At 42.0% G+C, this 23,008-nt stretch carries 19 protein-coding genes and 1 other RNA gene; 3 read left to right on the top strand and 17 right to left on the bottom strand.

The genetic code is table 11. The features are described from left to right. Positions 1-43 precede the first annotated feature (43 nt). The 6 genes from G575_RS11140 to G575_RS0104330 form a co-directional block, all read right to left on the bottom strand. The gene (locus G575_RS11140; RefSeq protein ID WP_083958844.1) at positions 44-1,312 is read right to left on the bottom strand and encodes a glycosyltransferase family 8 protein; all 1,269 of its coding nucleotides are present in this window, start codon (positions 1,310-1,312) and stop codon (positions 44-46) included. Between the two features lie 54 nt (positions 1,313-1,366). Then, on the bottom strand, positions 1,367-3,076 hold the full coding sequence (ilvD, locus tag G575_RS0104350; RefSeq protein WP_027971630.1) for a dihydroxy-acid dehydratase: 1,710 nt from the start codon (positions 3,074-3,076) through the stop codon (positions 1,367-1,369). 313 nt (positions 3,077-3,389) lie between these two features. Continuing rightward, positions 3,390-5,240: a proline--tRNA ligase gene (locus G575_RS0104345; RefSeq protein WP_027971629.1), complete on the bottom strand. Its 1,851-nt coding sequence runs from the start codon at positions 5,238-5,240 to the stop codon at positions 3,390-3,392. A gap of 140 nt (positions 5,241-5,380) precedes the next feature. Next, positions 5,381-6,640, bottom strand: coding sequence for an RIP metalloprotease RseP (rseP, locus tag G575_RS0104340; protein ID WP_027971628.1), 1,260 nt, complete (start codon positions 6,638-6,640; stop codon positions 5,381-5,383). Between the two features lie 9 nt (positions 6,641-6,649). Continuing rightward, a complete protein-coding gene (locus tag G575_RS0104335; protein ID WP_027971627.1) occupies positions 6,650-7,444 on the bottom strand; it encodes a phosphatidate cytidylyltransferase in 795 nt (264 codons plus the stop codon). A gap of 13 nt (positions 7,445-7,457) precedes the next feature. Then, positions 7,458-8,213, bottom strand: a complete 756-nt coding sequence (locus G575_RS0104330; RefSeq protein WP_027971626.1) for an undecaprenyl pyrophosphate synthase — start codon at positions 8,211-8,213, stop codon at positions 7,458-7,460. A gap of 172 nt (positions 8,214-8,385) precedes the next feature. On the opposite strand from G575_RS0104330, the gene G575_RS0104325 reads away from it, so the two are divergent. Then, on the top strand, positions 8,386-8,841 hold the full coding sequence (locus G575_RS0104325; protein WP_027971625.1) for a universal stress protein: 456 nt from the start codon (positions 8,386-8,388) through the stop codon (positions 8,839-8,841). A gap of 31 nt (positions 8,842-8,872) precedes the next feature. Here the strand turns inward: G575_RS0104325 and yajC are convergent, their stop codons facing one another. The 3 genes from yajC to uvrA all read right to left on the bottom strand — a co-directional run bounded on the left by yajC (position 8,873) and on the right by uvrA (position 12,888). Continuing rightward, positions 8,873-9,193: a preprotein translocase subunit YajC gene (yajC, locus tag G575_RS0104320; RefSeq protein WP_027971624.1), complete on the bottom strand. Its 321-nt coding sequence runs from the start codon at positions 9,191-9,193 to the stop codon at positions 8,873-8,875. Positions 9,194-9,238: 45 nt separating this feature from the next. Further along, positions 9,239-9,955 (bottom strand): YebC/PmpR family DNA-binding transcriptional regulator, encoded by a 717-nt coding sequence (locus G575_RS0104315; protein WP_027971623.1) that lies wholly within the window; start codon positions 9,953-9,955, stop codon positions 9,239-9,241. Positions 9,956-10,062: 107 nt separating this feature from the next. Continuing rightward, positions 10,063-12,888, bottom strand: a complete 2,826-nt coding sequence (gene uvrA / locus G575_RS0104310) for an excinuclease ABC subunit UvrA (RefSeq protein WP_027971622.1) — start codon at positions 12,886-12,888, stop codon at positions 10,063-10,065. Positions 12,889-13,147: 259 nt separating this feature from the next. Between uvrA and G575_RS0104305 the strand changes: the two genes are divergently transcribed. Then, entirely contained in the window at positions 13,148-14,092 is a 945-nt protein-coding gene (locus G575_RS0104305; protein ID WP_027971621.1) for a magnesium transporter CorA family protein, read from the top strand. Positions 14,093-14,162: 70 nt separating this feature from the next. Beyond that, on the top strand, positions 14,163-14,813 hold the full coding sequence (locus G575_RS0104300) for a DUF1129 domain-containing protein (protein WP_027971620.1): 651 nt from the start codon (positions 14,163-14,165) through the stop codon (positions 14,811-14,813). A 311-nt stretch (positions 14,814-15,124) separates the two neighbouring features. On the opposite strand, the gene ffs is transcribed toward G575_RS0104300, so the two are convergent. The 8 genes from ffs to G575_RS0104265 all read right to left on the bottom strand — a co-directional run bounded on the left by ffs (position 15,125) and on the right by G575_RS0104265 (position 22,919). Beyond that, positions 15,125-15,222, bottom strand: an RNA gene (gene ffs, locus G575_RS11900) — signal recognition particle sRNA small type. A 134-nt stretch (positions 15,223-15,356) separates the two neighbouring features. Further along, positions 15,357-16,364, bottom strand: coding sequence for an ABC transporter permease subunit (locus tag G575_RS0104295; protein ID WP_027971619.1), 1,008 nt, complete (start codon positions 16,362-16,364; stop codon positions 15,357-15,359). Continuing rightward, entirely contained in the window at positions 16,357-17,892 is a 1,536-nt protein-coding gene (locus G575_RS0104290; RefSeq protein ID WP_027971618.1) for a sugar ABC transporter ATP-binding protein, read from the bottom strand. The genes G575_RS0104295 and G575_RS0104290 overlap by 8 nt, the downstream gene beginning before the upstream one ends. Positions 17,893-18,007: 115 nt before the next feature. Then, complete coding sequence (locus G575_RS0104285) at positions 18,008-19,084, bottom strand: galactose ABC transporter substrate-binding protein (protein WP_027971617.1); 1,077 nt, start codon at positions 19,082-19,084, stop codon at positions 18,008-18,010. A gap of 430 nt (positions 19,085-19,514) precedes the next feature. Continuing rightward, positions 19,515-19,898, bottom strand: a complete 384-nt coding sequence (locus G575_RS12630; protein WP_027971616.1) for a beta-L-arabinofuranosidase domain-containing protein — start codon at positions 19,896-19,898, stop codon at positions 19,515-19,517. A gap of 17 nt (positions 19,899-19,915) precedes the next feature. Next, positions 19,916-20,194 (bottom strand): beta-L-arabinofuranosidase domain-containing protein, encoded by a 279-nt coding sequence (locus G575_RS12625; protein WP_027971615.1) that lies wholly within the window; start codon positions 20,192-20,194, stop codon positions 19,916-19,918. Next, entirely contained in the window at positions 20,149-20,424 is a 276-nt protein-coding gene (locus tag G575_RS12620; RefSeq protein ID WP_342664496.1) for a hypothetical protein, read from the bottom strand. Before G575_RS12620 ends, G575_RS12625 begins: the two co-directional genes overlap by 46 nt. 125 nt (positions 20,425-20,549) lie before the next feature. After that, positions 20,550-22,919: a phosphoketolase family protein gene (locus G575_RS0104265; RefSeq protein WP_027971613.1), complete on the bottom strand. Its 2,370-nt coding sequence runs from the start codon at positions 22,917-22,919 to the stop codon at positions 20,550-20,552. Between the last annotated feature and the right edge of the window lie 89 nt (positions 22,920-23,008).

Genomic DNA, 23,008 nt, shown 5'->3' with positions numbered 1-23,008 from the left:
ACTTTTCCGTCCTTACAGAAGTCTGATGAATCCCTTACCACTTCTATTTGGTAAGCCCTTTTATGGCGGCAACAAAATCCTCGGGATGGTGGTAAGAAAAACTCTGTTTGAGGGGGTAATGTTCAAAAATAGGTGCCGCGATATTATCAAAAGATAGCACTGGTTTTTGATTGGTAATAACGTGCTCCAACAGCTCATTTAATTTGGTCCCATGATTGATATCAAGGTAGATATCGCAATTCCTTATCATATCTTCTAAGATGTAACCAATAACACGTGGATGGAGAAAGACATTTTCTTGACTACTTAATTTTTTTAAGTTATTGGCAACACCTGTAAAAGCTGTGATATGGAATTCATAATCAGGGAGCTGCTTCACAAGGTATTCTATGTTTTGTAAGCAATGGGTATTGGTTATCATGAGCAACCTTCCCTTGTAGCGTTTTTGAGGAAGAGCCACTTGAAGAGACTCCCATTTTTTCAAAATAGTTGCCCACTCCAATACATGGTATTCCCACCAAACCCCACGCAAACGCCCAGAAGAATAGGTGTTCCAAGGCTTATCTCCAGAAATGTAGTGAAGAACTTTAGGAAGAGGATCAAGACTTAATTCAAATAAGCGCCTATGTCGATAGGAAAAAGCACCTTGATCAAAACCAATTTGAAAATTGTATCGATCATCTAGCCAAATAGCTTCATGCCCTAAAACCATGTTCAAAATGGTTTGGTCCCCTTCTCGGATTGTTTCTTTTTCTTGCTGGGTTCTTTCAACTAATGTTGCCGTGATATTTTCAGCTCTCCACCGTTTGTTGTTGATTAGCATCATGCCAGAATTAAAGCCAATTCCATAACCAAAACAACTTCGAACAACAGCTAGATAATGAGCACTAACATCTGTGGACAATAGGTCATCAAGTTGATTGGTGATGATGATATCACTGTCTAGGTAAAGCACCTTATCCTCAGAGACAAATTGAGGAATAAAGTAACGTGCAAAAGCCATGTAAGTGATATGTGAAAAACCAGCGTACCATTCGGTGTTTAGAGGGACATCTAATAATTTCACATCAACTAAATCACTTCCTATCTGGTTTAGTAATCTTTTATAATGGATAAACCATTCTTTAGGAATATCCTGATTGAAAATGTAAATTTTAAGATGGCTGTTATGAAAGATTAGCGACTTCATTGTGGTTTCAATCTGGCGAATGTAGCCATAGTCACCAGCTAAAACGACTGCCTGAAGTTCTTTCTTTGGTTCATCTTGGGTTTGATACTTGGACGTTAAAAGAGAGGTGTCTATTTCGGTCATCTACTTCCTCCTCCCTCTACTCATATAGACAGGAGCAAGAGGGGCTAAATGTTATTATTTTCCACTTCTCTCCCTATTCCAGAAGTCGGTAACAGCTCCTTTAGAGGCAGAAGACACGGTGTGGGCGTATTTACCGAGGACACCGCGAGAGTAAAGCGGTGGAATGACCGTCGTTTTCTTGCGGTCTTCGATTTCTTGGTCGGACACGTGCATGGTGATTTCCTTAGTATCTTGGTCCACCGTTACCAAATCTCCTGTGCGGAGGTAGGCGATTGGTCCTCCGTCTTGGGCTTCAGGAGCAATGTGACCGACGACCAGACCATAGGTTCCGCCAGAGAAGCGACCGTCTGTCAGAAGGGCTACCTTGTCTCCTTGGCCTTTTCCGACAATCATGGAAGAAAGAGACAGCATTTCAGGCATACCAGGCCCACCTTTTGGTCCAACATAGCGGACAACGACAACATCACCATCGACGATTTCGTCAGTCAAGACAGCTTCAATTGCCTCTTCTTCTGAATCAAAGACCTTAGCTGGTCCAGTATGGTTGCGGACTTTCACGCCAGAAACCTTAGCAACAGCTCCTTCCGGTGCTAGGTTTCCTTTCAAGATAATCAGAGGTCCGTCCGCACGTTTTGGATTTTCAAGTGGCATGATGACATCTTGACCTGGAGTCAAGTCTGCAAAATTCTCTAGGTTTTCAGCAACGGTTTTACCTGTACAGGTGATGCGGTCGCCATGGAGGAAGCCGTTTTTAAGCAAGTATTTCATGACAGCTGGAACGCCGCCGACATTGTAGAGGTCTTGGAAGACATATTTTCCTGATGGTTTCAGGTCTGCCAAGTGAGGCACGCGCTCTTGGAAGTCATTGAAATCTTCCAAGGTCAAGTCAACGTTTGCAGCGTGAGCAATGGCTAGCAAGTGAAGAGTAGCGTTGGTGGAGCCACCGAGTGCCATGGTGACTGTAATGGCATCTTCAAAGGCTTCACGCGTCATAATGTCAGATGGTTTGATGCCCAGTTCTAACATGCGGACAACTGCACGACCTGCTTCTTCAATGTCCGCTTTTTTCTCGGGAGATTCAGCAGGGTGAGAGGAAGAGCCTGGAATGGACATACCCATGACCTCAATGGCTGTCGCCATGGTATTAGCAGTGTACATACCGCCACAGCCACCAGGGCCAGGGCAGGCATTACACTCAATTTGACGGACTTCTTCGGCCGTCAAATCGCCGTTGTTCCACTTACCAATACCTTCAAAGACTGAAACGAGGTCAATATTTTTACCATTCAGATTGCCTGGAGCAATGGTTCCGCCGTAGGCAAAAACAGCAGGAATGTCCATGTTGGCAATGGCAATCATGGAGCCTGGCATATTTTTATCACAGCCACCGATAGCGACGAAGGCATCAACATTGTGCCCCCCCATGGCGGCTTCAATGGAATCTGCGATGATATCACGGGAAGTCAAGGAGAAACGCATACCAGGAGTTCCCATGGCAATCCCGTCCGCAACGGTAATGGTACCATATTGAACAGGCCAGGCACCTGCGTCTTTGACACCTTCTTTGGCTAATTTTCCAAAGTCATGCAGGTGCATATTACAAGGGGTATTTTCCGCCCAAGTTGAAATGACTCCGACGATTGGGGAGTCAAAGTTTTCGTCCTGCATACCAGTTGCACGAAGCATGGCACGGTTGGGTGATTTGACCATGGAATCATAGATTGCTGAACGATGGCGTAAGTCTTTTAAATGATTAGCTGTCATTAACCTGTCCTCTTATCCTATATTTTCTATATTCTACCATATTTAGCTTTCTTTGTCAGAGTTTTCTGTCAATTCTTCAAAATGATGTTTGTTAGAGACATGAATCGACAAAAATGCTATGACGGATCTTGCTATAACTGAACAGTAACAATTGTCAAAGCTCAGACACCATTTAAGAGGTAACAAAAACACCTGAACCCCTAAGGATTTCAGGTGTCAGAAGCGAGTAAAAGGCGGATTTGATTAGCTATCTCATCTTTTTCAACGAGTCTTTGCAAGGCTTCTGAAATATTGCAAATAAAGTCAATCGCTCTTATTTCGCCAAAATAGCTAGGGTCTCAAGCAAGCTATCGGCATGAATCTCAATAGTATCTCCCGTTGCTTTAATCTTAACCTCAACAATACCATCTGCTGCTTTCTTACCAACCGTAATACGAATTGGCAGACCAATCAAATCGCTATCTGAGAATTTTGAACCTACACGCTCGTTACGATCGTCAGTCAAGACATCATAGCCAGCCGTCATTAGGTTGTTCTCAATACTTTGTGTCAGAGCTTGTGCTTGTTCATCTTTCGTATTGACTGTGATTAAATGCACGTCGTAAGGAGCTAATTCTTTAGGGAAGTTGATCCCCCAAGCAAACTTATACTCACCTTTTGGCGTCTTATTGACAAAGAGTCTGGCATGCTGCTCAATCACGGCTGACAAGATACGGCTGACACCGATACCATAACAGCCCATGACAATTGGAACTGCTTTGCCATTTTCATCCAAAATCGTACCGTTCATACTATCTGTATAGCGGGTTCCTAACTTAAAGATGTGACCAATCTCGATACCGCGAGCAAATTGGAGCACACCTTGACCGTCAGGGGACTGCTCTCCTTCTTTAACCTCACGGACATCAACATACTCTGCAGTGAAATCACGATTAGGATTGACACCTATCAAGTGGTATCCATCTTGGTTGGCACCAGCAACAGCATTTGCCAAATCCTGCACTTTGCGATCTGCAACAATACGAACCTCTTCACCCAAACCAACTGGTCCAAGTGAACCAAAGCTTGCTCCAAAGACCTTCAAAGCCTCTGTCTCACTTGCTGGTTCGAGGAAATCTGCTGCAAGGTAGTTTTTCAATTTCACATCATTGACCTGATCATTACCAACAAGAAGCGCAACCACGGGTTTTTCGTCCGCAATAAACAGAAGTGTTTTGATGGTGTTTTCCTCTGAAATATTCAAAAAGTTCGCCACGTCATCAATTGATTTGCAGTCCGGCGTTGCTACTTTTGCAAGCTCTTCTGCAACTACATTTTTAACAGCTGGCTTATAGTAGTTTGTCGCCATTTCAAGGTTTGCAGCGTAACTTGATTCAGAAGAGTAAGCAATCGTATCCTCACCCGACACCAACCATGAACTCAATTCCGATTTAATCTGCTCAAGAACCTCTGCTGGGATTTCTTCAAGAGAAGCAATTGACTTATCTAAGACCAACCAGCGATCAAGGTCTGTACGATCTGGAGTAACAGCCATAAACTCTTGTGAGTCCTTGCCTCCCATAGCTCCGCCATCACCAATAATAGCTTTAAAATCAAGCCCAGCACGAGTGAAAATCGCTTCATAGGCCTTACGGTAATCTTCGTAAACAAGATCAAGATCTTCGTAATCCTTATGGAAACTATACGCATCTTTCATGATGAATTCACGTGTCCGAAGAAGACCATTACGAGGGCGTTTTTCATCACGATATTTAGACTGAATCTGATAAAGGCTAAGAGGTAGTTGTTTATAAGAACTAACCGCATCGCGCACTAGTGTTGTGAACGTCTCTTCATGAGTTGGCCCCAAAATGAAATCTGATTTGTCGCGATTTTTGAGTTTGTAAAGGTCTTCACCGTAAGTCTCGTAACGACCAGACTCACGCCATAAGTCTGCTGTCAAAAGAGCCGGCGCTAGCATTTCTACAGCACCAATCTTGTCAAATTCCTGACGCATAATGGTCTTGAATTTTTCAATAACACGGTTTGCAAGTGGCAAGTAAGCATAAATACCTGCAGACACCTGACGAACATAACCAGCACGCAACATAAGGGCATGACTGATAACCTGAGCATCGCTTGGCATTTCGCGAAGCGTTGGAATAAGCATTTTAGACTGTTTCATAAATAGTAATATACAAAGGGCATCCGTCACTAGGCAAAAAAAGAAATTTGAGTCGTTTGTAGACTCGTGGATAGATTTCTCTTCTCACACAGGACCTGAGCCCATGTTTCATTCCTTTCCAATAATTAACATGTATGGCTTTAGAAAAAAGCACGCATAATATCATTCCAAGTCACTGCAATCATCAATAAAACCATGATTGCAACACCTGCTAGCGTGATGTATGATTCTGTCTCCTGCTTGAGCGGTTTCCGACGAATCGCTTCGAGGATATTGATAACGATTTTTCCGCCATCCAAAGCAGGGATAGGAATCAGGTTAAAAATCCCTAAATTGATCGAAATCATAGCCATCAAGCTTAGAAGATCCTCTAAACCATTTGCAGCAGCTTGACTGGACATCTGGTACATGGCAACAGGGCCACCCAATTTATTGAGGCTAAAGTTAGTAATGAGACCTCTAAGTGCAGTTACGATAGCTGTCGCACCACGCCAAGCCATTTGAAAACCACCCAGGATTTTATCTCCAATACCCGTTTTCAGACTATATTGAACCCCAATGAGGTACTGACCTTCTTTTTTCTCGGGAGTCACACTAATATCTTTTGTATTACCCCTGCGTTCAATCGTCAAGGCTAGTTGGTCTCCCTCTGTGAAATCTGCTGTTTCTGCACCGATAGCATCAACCAGCTCCTGCCAGTTAGAGACCTTTGCCCCATCTACCTCAAGAATTGTATCACCAGATTGCAAACCCGCTTTCTGGGCAGGGCTATTATCAACCACTCGAACCTGGGCCGTCTCTGTATTGGGTACGCCTCCTTGGAGGAATACCAAAACAATAAAGGTTACGATTCCAAGAATGAAGTTGTTCAACGGACCTGCAAAATTCGTGATTAGCCGTCCCCAGATGCTGGCATTTTGATACTGAACATCTAAAGGAGCTATGCGCACCTCTGTGCCATCTTCCTCAACAATCGTGGCGTCGTGATCAACAGAGAAAGTCTTTGTCTCATCAAGGACAATTCCCGTCAAAGTCAATTCCTTTTCCAAATCATACTGGGTAATATTTATAGGCAGAGCTGTCTTATCAACGACCTTATCTGACAGATTGATTCGTGTGACAACACCCTCAGAATTAAAACTCAGACTCGCAGGTGTGCCCGTTTTTATATCGACATCGTCATCGCCCCAGCCAGCCATACGAACATAGCCACCTAGCGGTAACATCCTAATGGTATAAGCGGTGCCATCTTTCCCGATATGGGCAAAAATCTTAGGTCCCATACCAATGGCAAATTCACGAACTAGAATGCCTGATTTTTTGGCAAAATAGAAATGGCCGAATTCATGAACGGTGACGATAATACCAAAAATAATAATAAACGATAGAATTCCTAACATAAATCCTCCCTAAAACAAACCAAAGAAGTGCATGATAGGAAAGACAAAAATCATGCTATCAAAGCGATCAAGAACACCACCATGTCCAGGAATGAGCTTTCCAGAGTCTTTCACACCAAAATACCGTTTTAAAGCACTTTCGACCAAATCACCCAATTGGGCAAAAACACTGAAAATGGCAACAAAAATCAACATGACAAAGAAATTTTGTGGAGCATAGACCGCCGGTTTAATCAACATAAACACAAAAGCAACGACAACCGCAGATAAAATGCCTCCAATACTGCCTTCGATAGTCTTATTAGGAGAGACACGTGGAAGAAGCTTACGTTTCCCATAGGATTTTCCAATCAGATAAGCTCCTGTATCCGTTGCCCAAACGATAAAGAGAGCTAAGAGTACCTTGTCAATACCAGCAATGCGAGCATTGATTAAATTTTGAAAACCAATGCCCACGTAAAAGCTAGCTGCTATCGGAAAAATGGCATCATCAAAACTATATTTACCGAAATTGAGCACTGTACCGGATAAGATAAAGAAGACTAAAATGGTATAGGCACTAATGCTTGCATCCGTAGGCAAAAAGGGCAAATAATGATCCATCGGCACTGCTAGAACAAAAGTTCCCAACATTGCCATCAGCCCTTCAAAAGAATACACTTCAAATCCCTTCATTTTAACAATTTCAGCAACACCAATCATCGCTAAGACACCTACAAAGAGCTGAAAAGGAAGACCGCCTACCCAAAGAAAAGGCAGGAAAATAGCCAAGGCTATGCCTCCAAAAATAACACGTTTATCCATCTCTACTCTCCTCCTAAACACCACCAAAGCGACGGTTGCGACGATTATATTCTGCAATAGCAGCCACTAGGCCATCCTCTTTAAAATCTGGCCAAAGCACATCGGTAAAATAAAACTCACTATAAGCCGCCTGCCAAGGCAGAAAATTACTGAGGCGCAATTCCCCACTGGTCCGAATAATCAAATCAGGATCGCGATAAAGGTACGGCAATTTAGCAGTGCTTAGGTAGTTGGCTAGTAAATCCTCTGTAATGTCGCCTGTATTAAAGCGGGCATCCAAAACATCCTGTGCTACTTGTCTAACCGCACTCACAATCTCAGCGCGTCCACCATAATTGAGGGCAAAATTGAGAATCAACCCCGAATTGCGTCTAGTCAGCTCCCGAGCTTTCTCCAAAGCATCTAATGTCTCCTTAGGCAGACGATTCGTATCTCCTATCATTTGAATTTTGACATTGTTTCGATGGAGTTCCGGCACATACTTGTCAAAGAATTCAACGGGTAAATTCATGATGAATTTTACTTCATCCTCTGGGCGAGTCCAGTTTTCCGTCGAAAAGGCATAAACAGTCAACACCTTAACCCCTAATTCTGAAGCTTTAATCGTCACGGCCTGTAAAGCATCCATACCTGCTTTGTGCCCCATGACACGAGGTTGCATTCTTTTTTTAGCCCAACGCCCATTACCATCCATGATAATCCCGATATGCTTTGGAATTTTTTCTAGTGGAACAGCGTTAGCTTTCTCTTTTTTGATGAATCTAAACATAAAAGTCCCTATCATTTTATACTTTCCCTTCTATTCTACCATAATTTAAGCTGATAATCTCATTTTCCCTCTCCAAGTCAGAAAATTTCAGTTAAGTTGGTTTTACTCGATTTTTAAAGCGCTTCCAATTTAAGACGATTTATGCTATAATGAAGCAAAAGGAGGTGTCTTTATGACCAAACAGGCTTATCACCATATTTTAGTTGGTATCGATGGTTCCTCTCAAGCAGAACGTGCCTTTGAAAAAGGCTGCGCTGTTGCGATGCGTAATGAAGCTGTACTCGTTTTAGCTCACATTATTGACATCCGCACCTTACAAAACGTTGCTGCACTTGATACCTTTGTCTTTGAAACGCTTGAAAAAGATGCCCGAGAAATGCTAGAGGCTTATAAACGAGAGGCTATAGACAAAGGGGTCAAAGAAGTTAAAGTTGTCCTAGAGTTTGGTAGCCCTAAAAACCTCTTGGCGATAGATATCCCTGAGCAAGAAAACATTGACTTGATTCTCCTAGGGGCTACAGGACTAAATACTTTTGAACGACTGCTCCTTGGTTCTTCTTCTGAATATATTATGCGTCATGCTAAGGTTGATATCCTTATCGTCCGAGATGAGAATAAGACGCTTTAACACAAAAACCAGCCTAATTAGGCTGGTTTTCTTATTCTACCTCTTCAACTGCCGAATCATCACCCTCAGCAACGACAGGGGTTAAATCAGATGCCGTCGGTGTGATTACGCGTTTAATCGCTGACAATTCAAATGTCAAGTAAACACCATCCACATCCAAAACAATGGTTTTTGCATCTCTATCCACTTCATCAACAGTAGCGTACATGCCACCAATAGTAACTACTTCATCACCTTTTTTGAGTTGATCAAGCTGATTTTGACGGTTTTGAGCTTGCTTTCTTTGCTGACGGCTGGTAAAAAACATCATGCCCACCATCATCACAAGCATAATTAAAATAGTTGGATTCATTTTGACCTTCTTTCTTTACATTAACTTCCTAAACAGACCAAATCATTAAAAATCAGCCACGTTATGGTAAACTTTTTGCACATCATCGTCTGCTTCTAGTGCATCGATAAGTTTTTCAAAAATCACCAAATCTTCGCCAGATAATTCGACTTCAGACTGTGGAATCATCTCAAGCTCTGTCACTTGAAACTCTGAAATACCGTTGTCACGCAAAGCGACCAGCGCCTTGTGCAAATCAGTTGGTGCCGTGTAAACGGTGATTGAACCGTCTTCTGCTTCAACATCATCTACTTCAACGTCTGCTTCAAGAAGCAACTCAAAGATGCTGTCTGCATCATCGCCTGCAAAAACGATGACACCTTTCTTATCAAAAAGGTAAGATACTGAACCAGCAGCACCCATGTTACCACCATTTTTACCATAAGCCGTACGAACATTTGCTGCTGTACGGTTGACATTTGATGTCAAGGTATCTACGATAATCATTGAACCATTTGGTCCAAAACCTTCATAACGCCCTTCAACGAAGGTCTCGTCCGTGTTTCCTTTAGCCTTGTCGATAGCTTTGTCAATGACATGCTTTGGCACCTGCGCTTGCTTTGCACGGTCGATGACAAATTTTAGAGCAGAGTTGGTCTCTGGATCTGGATCACCTTGTTTAGCAGCTACATAAATTTCAACACCGAATTTCGCATAAACTTTAGACGTTGCGCCGTCTTTAGCTGTTTTTTTAGCAACAATATTTGCCCATTTACGTCCCATGGGTAATCTCCTCTTTCGTTTTTTTGTTTTTCTTTTAAAAATAGCAGAGCTATCTTCCTATAACTTCCTTATTATAGCATTTTGCTAGACTTTAGTAAAATAGGTTTTTAGCCGAGTTTATGTTTCAAATACTGACCTGTATAACTTTCAGCGACTTGCGCCACTTCTTCAGGAGTACCAGTAGCCACAATCGTACCGCCACCAACACCACCTTCTGGCCCAAGGTCAATGATGTGATCTGCTGTTTTGATAACATCTAGATTGTGCTCAATGACCAGCACTGTATTGCCCTCATCAACAAAACGATCCAAGACCTTAATCAGACGAGCAATATCATCTGTGTGAAGACCTGTCGTTGGCTCATCTAGGATATAGAAAGACTTGCCGGTCGAGCGTTTGTGAAGTTCGCTAGCCAGTTTCATCCGCTGAGCTTCTCCTCCAGAAAGGGTCGTTGCTGGTTGCCCCAAAGTCACATAACCAAGGCCGACGTCCTTGATTGTCTGCACCTTACGAGCAATCTTTGGAATCGCCGCAAAAAAGTCAACCGCATCATCCACCGTCATGTCAAGAATTTCTGCAATATTTTTATCCTTGTAACGAACCTCTAAGGTTTCAGAATTATAGCGTGTCCCATGACAAACCTCGCACGGCACATAAACGTCTGGCAAAAAGTGCATCTCAATTTTGATAATGCCATCACCTGAGCAAGCCTCACAACGTCCCCCTTTTACGTTGAAAGAGAAACGCCCCTTCTTGTAGCCACGAATCTTAGCTTCATTGGTCTGGGCAAAAAGGTCACGAATATCATCAAAAACACCTGTATAAGTGGCTGGATTCGACCGTGGCGTACGCCCGATTGGGCTCTGATCAATATCAATCAAGCGCTCAATGTGCTCAATACCCGTGACAGACTTGTGCTTCCCTGGTTTTTCAGAATTGCGATTGATTTTTTGAGCAATAACCTTTTTCAGAATGCTGTTGACAAGGGTGGATTTTCCTGAACCTGACACCCCAGTTACGGCTACAAATTTCCCAAGAGGGAACTTAGCATCAACATGTTTCAGGTTATTTTCGCTAGCACCTTTGACCTCAATAAATCGACCATTGCCAGCGCGCCGTTCCAAAGGAACGGGGATACTTTTTTGACCAGATAAATACTGACCTGTGATGGACTTAGGATTTTTAGCCACTTCTTGTGGCGTTCCTGAGGCGATGACTTCCCCACCGAATTGACCAGCCCCTGGACCAATATCAATCAGCCAATCCGCCTCCATCATGGTATCTTCATCATGCTCAACCACAATCAGCGTATTGCCTAAATCGCGCATTTTTTTCAAGCTTGAAATCAATCGGTCGTTATCACGTTGATGAAGGCCAATAGAGGGCTCGTCAAGGACATAAAGCACACCACTCAAGTTAGACCCAATTTGCGTAGCCAAACGAATACGCTGACTTTCTCCACCTGATAATGTCCCTGCAGCGCGAGACAGGGTCAAATAGTTAAGCCCTACATTATTAAGGAAAGTCAATCGGTCTTTGATTTCTTTTAAAATCGGACGCGCAATCTGAACATCATTGCCGGTCAAATCCAAGTGACTAACAACAGACAGGTGATCCTCAATAGAAAGGTCAGAAATCTCTGCGATATTGAGCCCTTTTTCACCACCAACACGGACAGAAAGCGCTGCTTCATTGAGACGATAACCATGACAACTATGACACTTGAGCTCATTCATGTAGGCACGCATCACCGTCCTTGTGTAGTCGCTATTGGTTTCATGGTAGCGACGGTTAATGTTTGTCACAAGCCCTTCAAACACAATATCGATATCCCTAATACCACCAAAATCATTTTCATAATGAAAATGAAACTCACGCTCGCCAGAACCGTAGAGGATAATCGACTTATCTGCGTCTGTCATTTCTTCCCAAGGGGTATCCATCGAAATCCCAAACTGTTCCATAGCCTGCTCAAGCATCATGGGATAATAGTTTGACGAAATCGGATTCCAAGGCGCAAGTGCCCCTTCTCTCAGGGTTAAACTGCTATCTGGAACAACCAGATCAATATCAACCTCAAGCTTCATTCCTAGACCATCACAGGTCTCACAGGAGCCAAATGGAGCATTAAACGAGAAGAGTCTTGGTTCAAGCTCAGGAACTGTAAAACCACAAGCTGGGCATGAATAATGCTCTGAGTACAGCAATTCATTGCCGTCCATGGTATCAATAATCAGATAGCCGTCTGCTAAGCGAAGGGCAGACTCGATAGAGTCAAAAAGACGGGAGCGAATCCCTTCTTTGTTGACCAAACGGTCAACCACCACTTCAATATCATGCATCTTGCTCTTAGATAACTCTGGTACTTCCGTCACATCATAGATGTCTCCATCCACACGAACACGGACATAGCCATCTTTTTGCACCTTCTCAAAAATAGACTTGTGTTGCCCTTTTTTGCGACGAACAACAGGGGCTAAAATCTGCATCCGTGTCCGCTCAGGCAAGCCCAAAACCTCATCAACAATTTGCTCTACAGAGGAAGCTGAAATAGCTCCATGACCATTGACACAGTAAGGCACACCCACACGCGCATAGAGTAAGCGTAGGTAATCATTAATCTCGGTGGCTGTCCCAACCGTCGAGCGAGGGTTTTTACTAGTCGTTTTTTGATCAATGGAAATAGCAGGGCTAAGACCATCAATGGAATCCACATCCGGCTTTTCCATATTACCCAAAAATTGACGCGCATAGGCAGACAAAGACTCCACATAGCGGCGCTGCCCTTCTGCGTAGATGGTATCAAAAGCCAGACTAGACTTCCCTGAACCAGACAATCCCGTCACCACCACCAACTTGTCACGCGGAATCTCCACATCGATGTTTTTTAAATTATGGGCACGCGCCCCATGAATCACTAATTTATCTTGCATAATCTAAGATATATTGGGCCTTAGAGCAATCTTGTAGACTGTTCTTATCGGAAAATGAGGACAACAATGTTTTCCTTATTAGACCGATCAACTTAGGCCCCTCTTTAATCCCCTTTAATCTAACTAGAACGAGGCCTGTCCCCGCCCTTCAAATACTCCATATTATATCATAAATCCAGAAAAAATATTTCATTCGCAAACAGTTTTTGGTATAATAGAGGGTGCGCTTATGCAGACAATATCAAAAGGAGGGCATCACATGAAACAGATTTTTCGATCTACCGTGACAGATTTAGAAGAAATCCAAACCTTTGAACCCGGAGCTTGGATTAACCTGGTTAACCCCTCCCAGAGCGAATCAATGGAAATAGCCGAGCATTATAAGATTGATATCGCAGATCTGCGAGCTCCACTTGATGCGGAAGAATCATCTCGTATCGCAGTTGAGGATAGCTACACACTTATTATTGTAGACGTTCCCATGCAAGAAGAGCGCAATGGTCGCAGCTACTATGTCACCATTCCCCTAGGTATTATCGTTGCTCAAAATGTGGTCATCACTACCTGCTTGGAAGAAGTTCCCCTCTTTGATCAATTCAAATTTGGTCGTGTCCGAAACTTTTATACCTTCATGAAGACACGCTTTGTCTTTCAGCTCCTTTATCGTAATGCTGAAATTTTCCTAACAGCCCTGCGGTCTATCGACCGACAAAGCGATAAGATCGAGGCTGAACTCGAAAAAGCGACCAAAAACGAAGAACTGATCAACATGATGGAACTTGAAAAATCTATCATCTACCTAAAGGCATCCCTGAAAATTAACGAGCGAATCGTCAAAAAATTGACTGGCAATGCCTCCAGCCTCAAAAAATACGCAGAGGACGAGGATTTATTAGAAGATACCTTAATCGAGACCCAGCAGGCCATTGAGATGGCGAGCATCTATGAAAATGTCCTAAATGTCATGACAGAAACTTCTGCCTCCATCATCAATAATAATCAGAACACCATTATGAAGACACTGGCTCTCATGACCATGGCTCTGGACATTCCTACAGTTATCTTTTCAGCCTATGGCATGAACTTTAAAGATAACACCATGCCCTTTAACGGTCTTCCAAATGCCTTCTGGCTCATTGTCATGTTAGCTGCACTGGGTTCCTCCTGTGTTGTTCTCTACTTCTTTAGAAAAAAATGGTTCTAATGCCAGAGAAATCTCAGGCAACCATTTTCTCTCCTAGTTATTATCCTCCTTATTATTAGAAAGTTTTATTATGCAACTGGAAAATCTCACCAAAAAAAATCAAGAATTTATCAAAATTGCGACTCACCAACTTATCCAAGACGGCAAAACAGATGATGAAATCAAGAACATCTTAGAAGACGTTCTCCCTCAAATTGAAGCCAATCAAAAGAAAGGGATCCCTGCTAGAACCTTTTTAGGTGCACCTACCGTTTGGGCGGCAACCTTCACCGTCAAAGAAGGGCAAAAAACTGCCCCTGCAGAGAAAAATACCAACCCTTGGCTCATGTGGATGGATACAAGTCTTCTATTCTTAGGGGCTTTCTCACTCCTAAATGCAGTCACAAAATCAATCAACCCCAATGCAGCTGGATATGGTATCTTAACCTTGTTGATTCTAACGCTGACAGGTGGTGCAGCCATGTACGCTATTTATTACTTTGTCTACCGTCATATTGCCAAAGGCAACCGACCTCACTGGGCCAAAAGTTTAGGCATTTTACTTGGCATTACCACTCTCTGGATTGTCATTTTCACCCTATCAAGTCTCTTTATTGCTCCATCGATTAACCCTGTTTTATCGGTGACTAATTTAGCCATTATCGGAGCTATCGCTTTTGGAGCGCGTTATTACTTCCAGAAAAAATACAACATCGCAAATGCCATGAATATTGAACGTTAAGGCTTCTTCAATCGTACCCCCACTGAAAATCTGATTTCGTGGGGGTTTTATAATATACCTCAAGAGAGTTCCTCAAAACGAATGCTATTTTACCCTGATAGCATCAATCGCTTAGGCATTGACAGGCAATGATCCTTTAGACCTTGAAATAATCTCATAAGAGATTTCAGAGTGAATAAAAAGTCCTTTTGGATACTTTTCTGAGGCGGCAGCTACTTCCTAAAAGTCTTTTAAAGTTGCCCTTATTTTACCCCTATTTCTAAAAAGAAGTCAAAGAAAACCCTCTGAAAGCTTGATTTCAGAGGGATTTTAGGCTATACGCAAAAAGAGCACATACTCGAAATCGCTTAGGGCTGCTGGATTCCTCCCCTGACCCGCTTCACGCACGAATATTGCTCCGTAGTTATTATAGCATAGTGTCTCAACTTTTGGCAAGTTTTTAAGGAGTTACTCTGCGATTGCTACATCAGCTAAGAGAGTCCTCAACATCTTACAACAGTTAGACATTGACACTCTCAAGCAATCGGCAAATATCCCAAACTCTTAACGTCTAACCATGGTTTTTCGAATATCTAAAGCCACAGCTACAATAATAACAATTCCCTGAATAACATTGGTCATGTCTGGTGTTACACCCAAATAAGTCAAACAAACCTTAAGAAGCTCAAAGACAAATACCCCTAGAAGAATTCCTGGCACTGTTCCTTGCCCACCTGCGGTTGATACACCACCGATTGTCGCAGAAGCAATCGCATCAAGCTCATAGCCCATACCTGCACCCGCACCAGCTGAACCTGTTTTAGCAGATAAGAGAAATCCTGCTAGACCATACAATAGCCCTGCTAAAAGGAATATTTTAATCTTAGACGCCCGAACATTAACCCCTGATACTTCAGCAGCATGTTCGTTACCACCGATAGCATACATGTATTTCCCATAACGTGTCTTATTATAAAGAATCCACATGCCAACACCAACTAAAGCTGCGATGATGGCAATATAGGGAATGACTCCAAAGAGTTTGCCTTGCCCAATCTGAACAAACTCAGGCTTAAAAGTACCAATTGGTTTTGATTGTGAATAAATCAACACAAGTCCGTAAGTCATAATTTGTGTTCCTAGAGTCGCTAGGAAAGGTGGCACATTGAAAAACGAGATGATGCAGCCGTTAAAAAGACCAATAAGAGCCCCCACCAAAAGAGCCGCTAACAAGGCCACTACAATCGGCATGTCTGGCAGATCTGGGAAAAATTTACCAACAAAGTCTGGACGTTGCACCAGAGTTGCTGTCACAATCGCTGTCAAACCAACGGCACGACCGGCAGACAAATCTGTCCCTCTGGTAATCAAACATCCTGAGATACCTAGAGCGATAATAAAGCGGACAGAAGTGTTTGCCATAATATTTCCGGCATTTCCAATGGTAAAAAAGTTGTCTTTGGTCAATCCTGTAAAGAGAATCATTACCGCCACAACGATATACATGGAATATTTGGTCAAAAAATCTCCTAGATTAAAGGTTCTTTGAGCATTTGCTGTTAATTTAGTCATGGTTTGTCCCCCCTTTATTTCCTGTCATAAATTTTGTCGCTAATGTCATCACGGCTTCCTGTGTGGCCTCTTCTCTATTAAGGAAACCAGAAATACGACCCTCACACATGACCATAATCCGATCTGAAACTCCTAGTAATTCAGACATTTCTGAACTAATCATAATAATCGAACGCCCTTCAGCGGCTAAGTCATTGATAATCTGGTAGATTTCATATTTGGCCCCAACATCAATACCTCTGGTCGGCTCATCCAAAATCAAAATGTCTGGATTATTAGCCAGCCAGCGAGCTAAAATAACTTTTTGTTGATTGCCACCTGATAAACTTCCTATCGGCGTCTGAGCTGTCGGTGTTTTGACCCTTAATTGTTCGATATGATCACTAACAACCTTATTTATCTTCCGATCATCTAAAAGGCCTAACATACCTAAGTATTGCCCTAGCCCTGCAATAGAGGTATTGTCTTTAACAGATAGGACTCCAAAAATGCCATTATATCGCCTATCTTCCGTTACCAAAGCAATTTTATTAGCGATAGCTACTTGAGGGTTCTTAATCTTAACTTCCTTGCCTCTGATAAAAATTTTGCCAGACTGCAAGGCACGCATGCCATAGAGGGCCTCCATCAGCTCCGTTCGTTGGGCGCCAACTAAACCACCTATCCCTAAAATTTCACCCTTTCGTAACTCAAAACTATCGTTAACAAAAGACAAAGGATTTGGTGACGTCATATTTTCAACCTTTAAAATAACGTCTTCTGAGACTTGATTGGTCTTAGGAGGAAAAAGACTGGTTAGCTCACGACCTACCATAGCCTGAATAATTTTAGCTGTCGTCATTTCCGAAGCTGGCCAAGTTCCAACATATTGCCCGTCACGCATCACCGTAATCTCATCTGAAATGCGGAGAATTTCATCCATTTTATGAGAGATGTAAATGATACCAATCTGGCGTTCTTTTAATTTGGCAATAATATCAAATAATTTCTCAACCTCTTGGCTAGTCAAAGAAGAAGTGGGTTCATCCATAATCACAATCTTAGCATGATGTGAGATGGCTTTGGCAATTTCAACAGACTGCATCTGAGATACCGTCAAATCGTTCAAGAGGGTTCTAGGATCAATGGCCAAACCAACCTCTTCTAACAAACTTTTAGCATCAGCATTCATCTTGGCATGGTCCACCAGATTAAATTTCCCCAGAGGATAATTGCCTAGAAAAATATTTTCTGAGATAGACATCATGCGAATTGGTTGCAATTCTTGGTGAATCATGGAAATTCCAGCATCAATGGCTTCTTTAGAGTCTTTAAAGGTCACCTCTTTCCCATCAAACAAGATGCTACCATCATCATGATGATAGATACCAAATAAACATTTCATCAGGGTTGATTTACCTGCCCCATTCTCCCCCATAAGAGCATGCACAGATCCTGGTTTCAGGTTAAAGCTAACATTATCAAGTGCCTTAACCCCTGGAAATGTTTTGGTAATATGCTTCATTTGTAAAATGTATTCGTCCCTCATCTCCCATACTTCCCTTCAAAAAAGCGCCCTCACAATTTTAATAGGCTAGTATTACCAATCGTGAAGACGCCGTATGATTTTCTAACTTGGTTACAGATAAAATTACTTGGTCATTTTATTTATCACGCTCTGCATAACGTGCTGCTGCTTCTTTAGTAGTCTCTGTACGAGCTTCAGCTTTTTTCAGTTCTGCATCAGAAGCCTTAGTGACTTTAACATAGTCAACCCAGTAGTAGGAAGCCACTTCTTCCCCTTTCATCAATTTGACAGCGACATCTGCTGCTGTATGTGATTGGTTAAAGTGATCGTTCAATACCGTACCTGTCAATTTACCATCAGCAAGAAGTTCCATAGCATCTGGAATCGCATCAACGCCGACAACATAAATGTCTTTTCCGACAGTACGCCCTGCTGCTTCAATAGCTGTGACAGCTCCTACCGCCATACCATCATTGTTGGCAAAGATGACTTCAAGCTTATCGCCAAACTGCTCCAAAGCTGATGCTGTCATCTCTTGACCTTTAGCAGTATCCCAGTTAGCTAGATAAGGCTCTGCTAATGGATCAACCTCAATGGTCTCTTTCAATGCTTTAACAGAATAAGTCGTCCGTTGTTGCGCATCAACGTTTGCTGGATCTCCAAATAGCGTGATGTAACTTACCTTACCATCGCCATTGATGTCTCCTTTATTTGAAGTATCAGCAATCATTTCACCTTGATAAGTCCCTGATTGCGTCGCATCTGCACCGACATAGGCTGTCTTACCAGGCCACACTTCCAATTCCGCAACCTCAGGCTCACGGTTAATGAGCACTACCGGAATATTAGCTGATTTTGCAGAATTGATAATCGTTCCAGCAGCCGTTGGATCAACGAGATTTGCCAGAATCACATCTTTTCCTTGGGCAATAAAGTTGTTAATCTGCTCCGTCTGGGTAGCCTGATCCTGTTTACCATCTTGAATATCTAAGACGTAGGTATTACCTGTTTCTTTTGATAATTCATCAAAATATTTTTGCAATTCTTCGCGATAAAGCGTCATGAAATTATCATCAAATTTATAAATAGCAATACCAACATCATAGGTCTCGCCAGATCCTGAACCAGAGGCAGTTTCTTTTTTCTCACCAGAACAAGCCGTCAAAAGAAGAGTTGCAGCCGTCACACCCATGAACTTCAATACTTTTTTCATTTAACATTTTCCTTTCTAAAAATGAGACCAAGTTAGATGCGAACGCTTTGAAAGCGTTTTTACACTTATATCTTATTATAACATCTTTTATATGTCAATATATTTTTTAATGATTGCTGATAAAATTACTGACAGAAATCTCCAGAAACAATAAGGTGACTTTGGGGCGAAACTCCTGACTTTTTCATCAAAAAACACCCATGAGGTAAACTCTTGAGTGCTTTTTCTACCATTTGTCAAGTCTATCAAGGCTTTAAGCAAAAAATAAATCAAGACAGTAACTATTCTGAGGCTACCACCTTATTTTTGTCATTAATTTAGCTATAAAAGGGCATGACAAATTAACGAGGACAAACGCATGAAGAAAATCATTTATTGAAAAAGTTTTGAAAATATCAAAAGTCTAAATTTTTAGGTGTTTTGTGAAATTTTACTCAAAAATATTTGGTTGGTAAAGCTCATTATCAAAGTCTCGATTCACAATTTTCGCCATTCCAGTAGCCATATAAAGCAACCTAACAGCATGCCCCACTGCTTTTGTTTGATATTTTGGCTGTGTAAAAGCCTGTAAATAAGTCAAATCTACACGAGAACTGTCTGTAGAGAGACCTAATTTAAGATTGGATTCAATTTCTTTCTGATAAAACTCAGGATCTTCACCACGTACATTAATAAAAAATTGACTTAACCTAAGGTAAGCATTATCACCTGTGTAATCATATAATTTAACCAGTGCTAACTCAATTTCTTGATGACCGTCTGCACCTTGAATTTTTCCATTTTCATAACCAAAGTGAGCTTCAATATGCTTCACAAAGCGTTTGGCAATATCTAACAGCTTAGATTTTCCAGTTCCCTATCGTAAGCTATCCCATCCTCTATTAGATGCCCTGCACAATACAATTCATGACTAAAATACAGCTGACGATATTTTAGCTGTGGAAATTTCAACTGAAAATAAGTGTTAGGATAACCATCTTTTTCTTGAGCTTTCTCCATAATAGCAATAACATCATCAGCCTGAGCTTCTAGCTGAGAATCTTCTGTGTTCTGGAGCAATAGCCCTACCGACTCCAGCCATTTATAGACATCGCTATCTTGAAAAACCATCCAAAATGTTCTCCTTGTGATATTCCTGCTACTATTTTGAAGTTTTCAATGGCATGACTCTTTCCAAATGGTAATGTTTCATCTTTTCGTTCGGCTTGGACATCCACATCAATAGTATCCTTTAATACACTTAATTGATACGGAATGGTTTCCTGTTTAATGAGCTCTAAATAGTTTTTCCAGAATTCAGATTCAACAGTTACATTTTTTAACAGAACCTCTCTCATCACATTTTCTCCTTAATGATTGTCAGAAAATGCTAGTATAAAGAAAGATGAGACTCGATAATATTAACGACTAACATTCGCCTCTCTTTATTAGATTATAAACTCATTCGCCTAGTAGCACTAATTCACTAGTTACCGATATTCTCCCACTTCCAATCACGGACTTCTGGGATATCATCTCCATTTTCACGGATATATGCGGTATGGTAAGCAACCTTGTCATCCATTTTTTGGGCAAAGGCTGACGCTTTGTCTCCTAGTACAGCTTGTGCCGCCTCTTTGGCAATATGGAAGCGATCCATCTCTGACATCACTCGCATGTCAAATGGGGTTGTGATATCACCATTTTCACGGTAACCATGGATATAGACATTATGGTTGGTACGATTAAAGAAGAGGTCACGAATCATCCCTTCATAACCGTGGAAGCCAAAGATAACTGGTTTATCAGTCGTAAAGAGTTTGTTAAAGACTTCATCTGACAAGCCTCGTGGATCTACTTTTGGTGAACGCAGTTTGAGAATGTCGACCACGTTGATAAAGCGAATCTTAAGCTCTGGGAAGGCTTTATGAAGGATAGAAATACCTGCCAAGACTTCCAAGTTTGGTTCTGTTCCTGCTGCCACAAAGACAATATCTGGCTCTTCGTTTTCTGAAACAGTTGAAGCCCAGTCAATGACTTTATAACCTTCACGAACTAATTCTTCTGCTTCTGCGATTGAGTAGAACTGTGGTCGCGGATGCTTAGAAGTGACAATCACATTAATCTTATCTTCGGCTGCGAGAGCTTTTTCCATAACCGCAAAAAGTGAGTTACTGTCTGCTGGCAAGTATTCACGGATATACTCTGGTGTTTTCTCTGCCAAGTGTGTCAAAAGACCTGGATCTTGGTGAGTGTAACCATTGTGGTCTTGTTGGAAAACAGTTGAAGTCGCAATCAAGTTAAGGGCTGGATAGTTTTTACGCCAGTCGGTGTGTGTCTTAGACTTACGTAACCATTTAAAATGTTGCGTAATCATTGAATCAACGACACGTAGGAAGGATTCATACGACGCAAAGAAGCCATGGCGGCCTGTCAAGACATAGCCTTCTAGGAAACCTTCGGCTTGGTGCTCAGAAAGTTGTGAATCAATAACGCGTCCTACTGGAGAAATCCACTCATCGTAAGACTCATCACGACGACCAAGCCATTGGCGATTCGTCACTTTAAAGACATTATTGAGGCGATTTGACTTGGTTTCATCTGGACCAAAAACACGGAAGTTATCTGGGTTAGCTTCTACTAGGTCAGCCACATAATTACTAAATTCAATCATGTCTTGTTTCATGACAGCCCCTGGAGTTGAGGTATCGATGGCATGTTTACGCCAGTCCGCTAAGTCAAGTTTTTTCACAACACCCGCATTAGTAATTGGGTTCATGGACATACGACGATCACCTTTCGGTGAAATAGCACGAATCTCTTCTTTCACATAGCCTTTTTCATCAAATAATTCTTCTGGGCGATAAGAATTAAGCCAATCAGTTAAATGATTAATGTGTTCCATGTGACCTGCTTCGACTGGAATTGGTACTTGGTGTGCACGGAAGCCACCTTCAATCGGTTCACCGTTCCATTCTTTTGGACCTGTCCAACCTTTTGGAATACGAACAATCAAAACCGGCCAAGCTGGTTGGCGAGCTTCTTTTGCTGGATGCTGGCGAGCTTCTGTTTGAATGGCTTTGATTTCTTCAATCACCTTATCAAGGGTCTCTGCCATTTGAGTGTGGACAAGATCTGGCTTTGTTCCTTCAACAAAGTAAGGTTTCCATCCAAAACCTTTGAAAAGGTACGTGAGCTCCTCATCCGTCTTACGAGCCATAATGGTTGGATTATGGATTTTACCACCATTGAGGTAAAGAATTGGGAGAACAGCCCCATCATTTACTGGGTTGATAAAGGTATTTGAGAACCAGCCGGCCGTTAAAGGTCCTGTTTCAGCTTCCCCGTCACCAATAACTGTTGCCGCAATGACATCAGGGTTATCTAAGATTGCACCTGTTGCATGCGAAAGGGCATAACCCAACTCACCACCTTCGTGGATAGAGCCTGGTGTCTCAGGAGCAGCATGCGAAGCAATTCCTCCTGGGAAAGAGAAGATTTTACAAAGTTGTTTCAATCCTTCTTCATCTTGAGTGATTTGTGGGTAACGCTCGGTGTAAGAACCATCAATGTATGAGTTTGACACCATAACCTGACCACCGTGTCCTGGTCCCTCAATATAGAACATATCAAGGTCATATTTATTGATGACACGATTAAGGTGTGCATAGATAAAGTTTTGTCCTGAGATTGTTCCCCAGTGTCCAATTGGGTGTACCTTAACATCTTCTGCTGTTACTTCACGGCGAAGTAAGGGATTGTCTTTCATATACATCTGTGCTACTGAGATGTAGTTGGCTGCACGCCACCAGGCATCAACTTTTGAAAGGTATTCTGTTGAATTAAAATCTGTCATGTTTATCTTCCTTTTTATTTTTTGTGAGTTTTATCACGTGTTTTTCTAAAGAAATTGGCTGAAGCTTCAGCCAACCCTCCCTAGTTTAA

The sequence above is a fragment of the Streptococcus plurextorum DSM 22810 genome (assembly GCF_000423745.1).
Lineage (GTDB): Bacteria > Bacillota > Bacilli > Lactobacillales > Streptococcaceae > Streptococcus > Streptococcus plurextorum.
Note: the sequence above shows the minus strand (reverse complement) of the source record. Positions and strands in the feature narration are given on the sequence as shown.

Bases quoted from the DNA above. Each gene is read 5' to 3' on its own strand.
- G575_RS0104295 (WP_027971619.1), bottom strand. From the start codon at position 16,364: ATGACTAAATTAACAGCAAATGCTCAAAGAACCTTTAATCTAGGAGAT.
- G575_RS0104305 (WP_027971621.1), top strand. From the start codon at position 13,148: ATGAAACAGATTTTTCGATCTACCGTGACAGATTTAGAAGAAATCCAA.
- G575_RS0104285 (WP_027971617.1), bottom strand. From the start codon at position 19,084: ATGAAAAAAGTATTGAAGTTCATGGGTGTGACGGCTGCAACTCTTCTT.
- G575_RS0104300 (WP_027971620.1), top strand. From the start codon at position 14,163: ATGCAACTGGAAAATCTCACCAAAAAAAATCAAGAATTTATCAAAATT.
- uvrA (WP_027971622.1), bottom strand. From the start codon at position 12,888: ATGCAAGATAAATTAGTGATTCATGGGGCGCGTGCCCATAATTTAAAA.
- G575_RS0104315 (WP_027971623.1), bottom strand. From the start codon at position 9,955: ATGGGACGTAAATGGGCAAATATTGTTGCTAAAAAAACAGCTAAAGAC.
- G575_RS0104335 (WP_027971627.1), bottom strand. From the start codon at position 7,444: ATGGATAAACGTGTTATTTTTGGAGGCATAGCCTTGGCTATTTTCCTG.
- G575_RS0104345 (WP_027971629.1), bottom strand. From the start codon at position 5,240: ATGAAACAGTCTAAAATGCTTATTCCAACGCTTCGCGAAATGCCAAGC.
- yajC (WP_027971624.1), bottom strand. From the start codon at position 9,193: ATGAATCCAACTATTTTAATTATGCTTGTGATGATGGTGGGCATGATG.
- G575_RS0104330 (WP_027971626.1), bottom strand. From the start codon at position 8,213: ATGTTTAGATTCATCAAAAAAGAGAAAGCTAACGCTGTTCCACTAGAA.
- rseP (WP_027971628.1), bottom strand. From the start codon at position 6,640: ATGTTAGGAATTCTATCGTTTATTATTATTTTTGGTATTATCGTCACC.
- G575_RS0104265 (WP_027971613.1), bottom strand. From the start codon at position 22,919: ATGACAGATTTTAATTCAACAGAATACCTTTCAAAAGTTGATGCCTGG.
- G575_RS11140 (WP_083958844.1), bottom strand. From the start codon at position 1,312: ATGACCGAAATAGACACCTCTCTTTTAACGTCCAAGTATCAAACCCAA.
- G575_RS12625 (WP_027971615.1), bottom strand. From the start codon at position 20,194: ATGGTTTTTCAAGATAGCGATGTCTATAAATGGCTGGAGTCGGTAGGG.
- ilvD (WP_027971630.1), bottom strand. From the start codon at position 3,076: ATGACAGCTAATCATTTAAAAGACTTACGCCATCGTTCAGCAATCTAT.
- G575_RS0104325 (WP_027971625.1), top strand. From the start codon at position 8,386: ATGACCAAACAGGCTTATCACCATATTTTAGTTGGTATCGATGGTTCC.
- G575_RS0104290 (WP_027971618.1), bottom strand. From the start codon at position 17,892: ATGAGGGACGAATACATTTTACAAATGAAGCATATTACCAAAACATTT.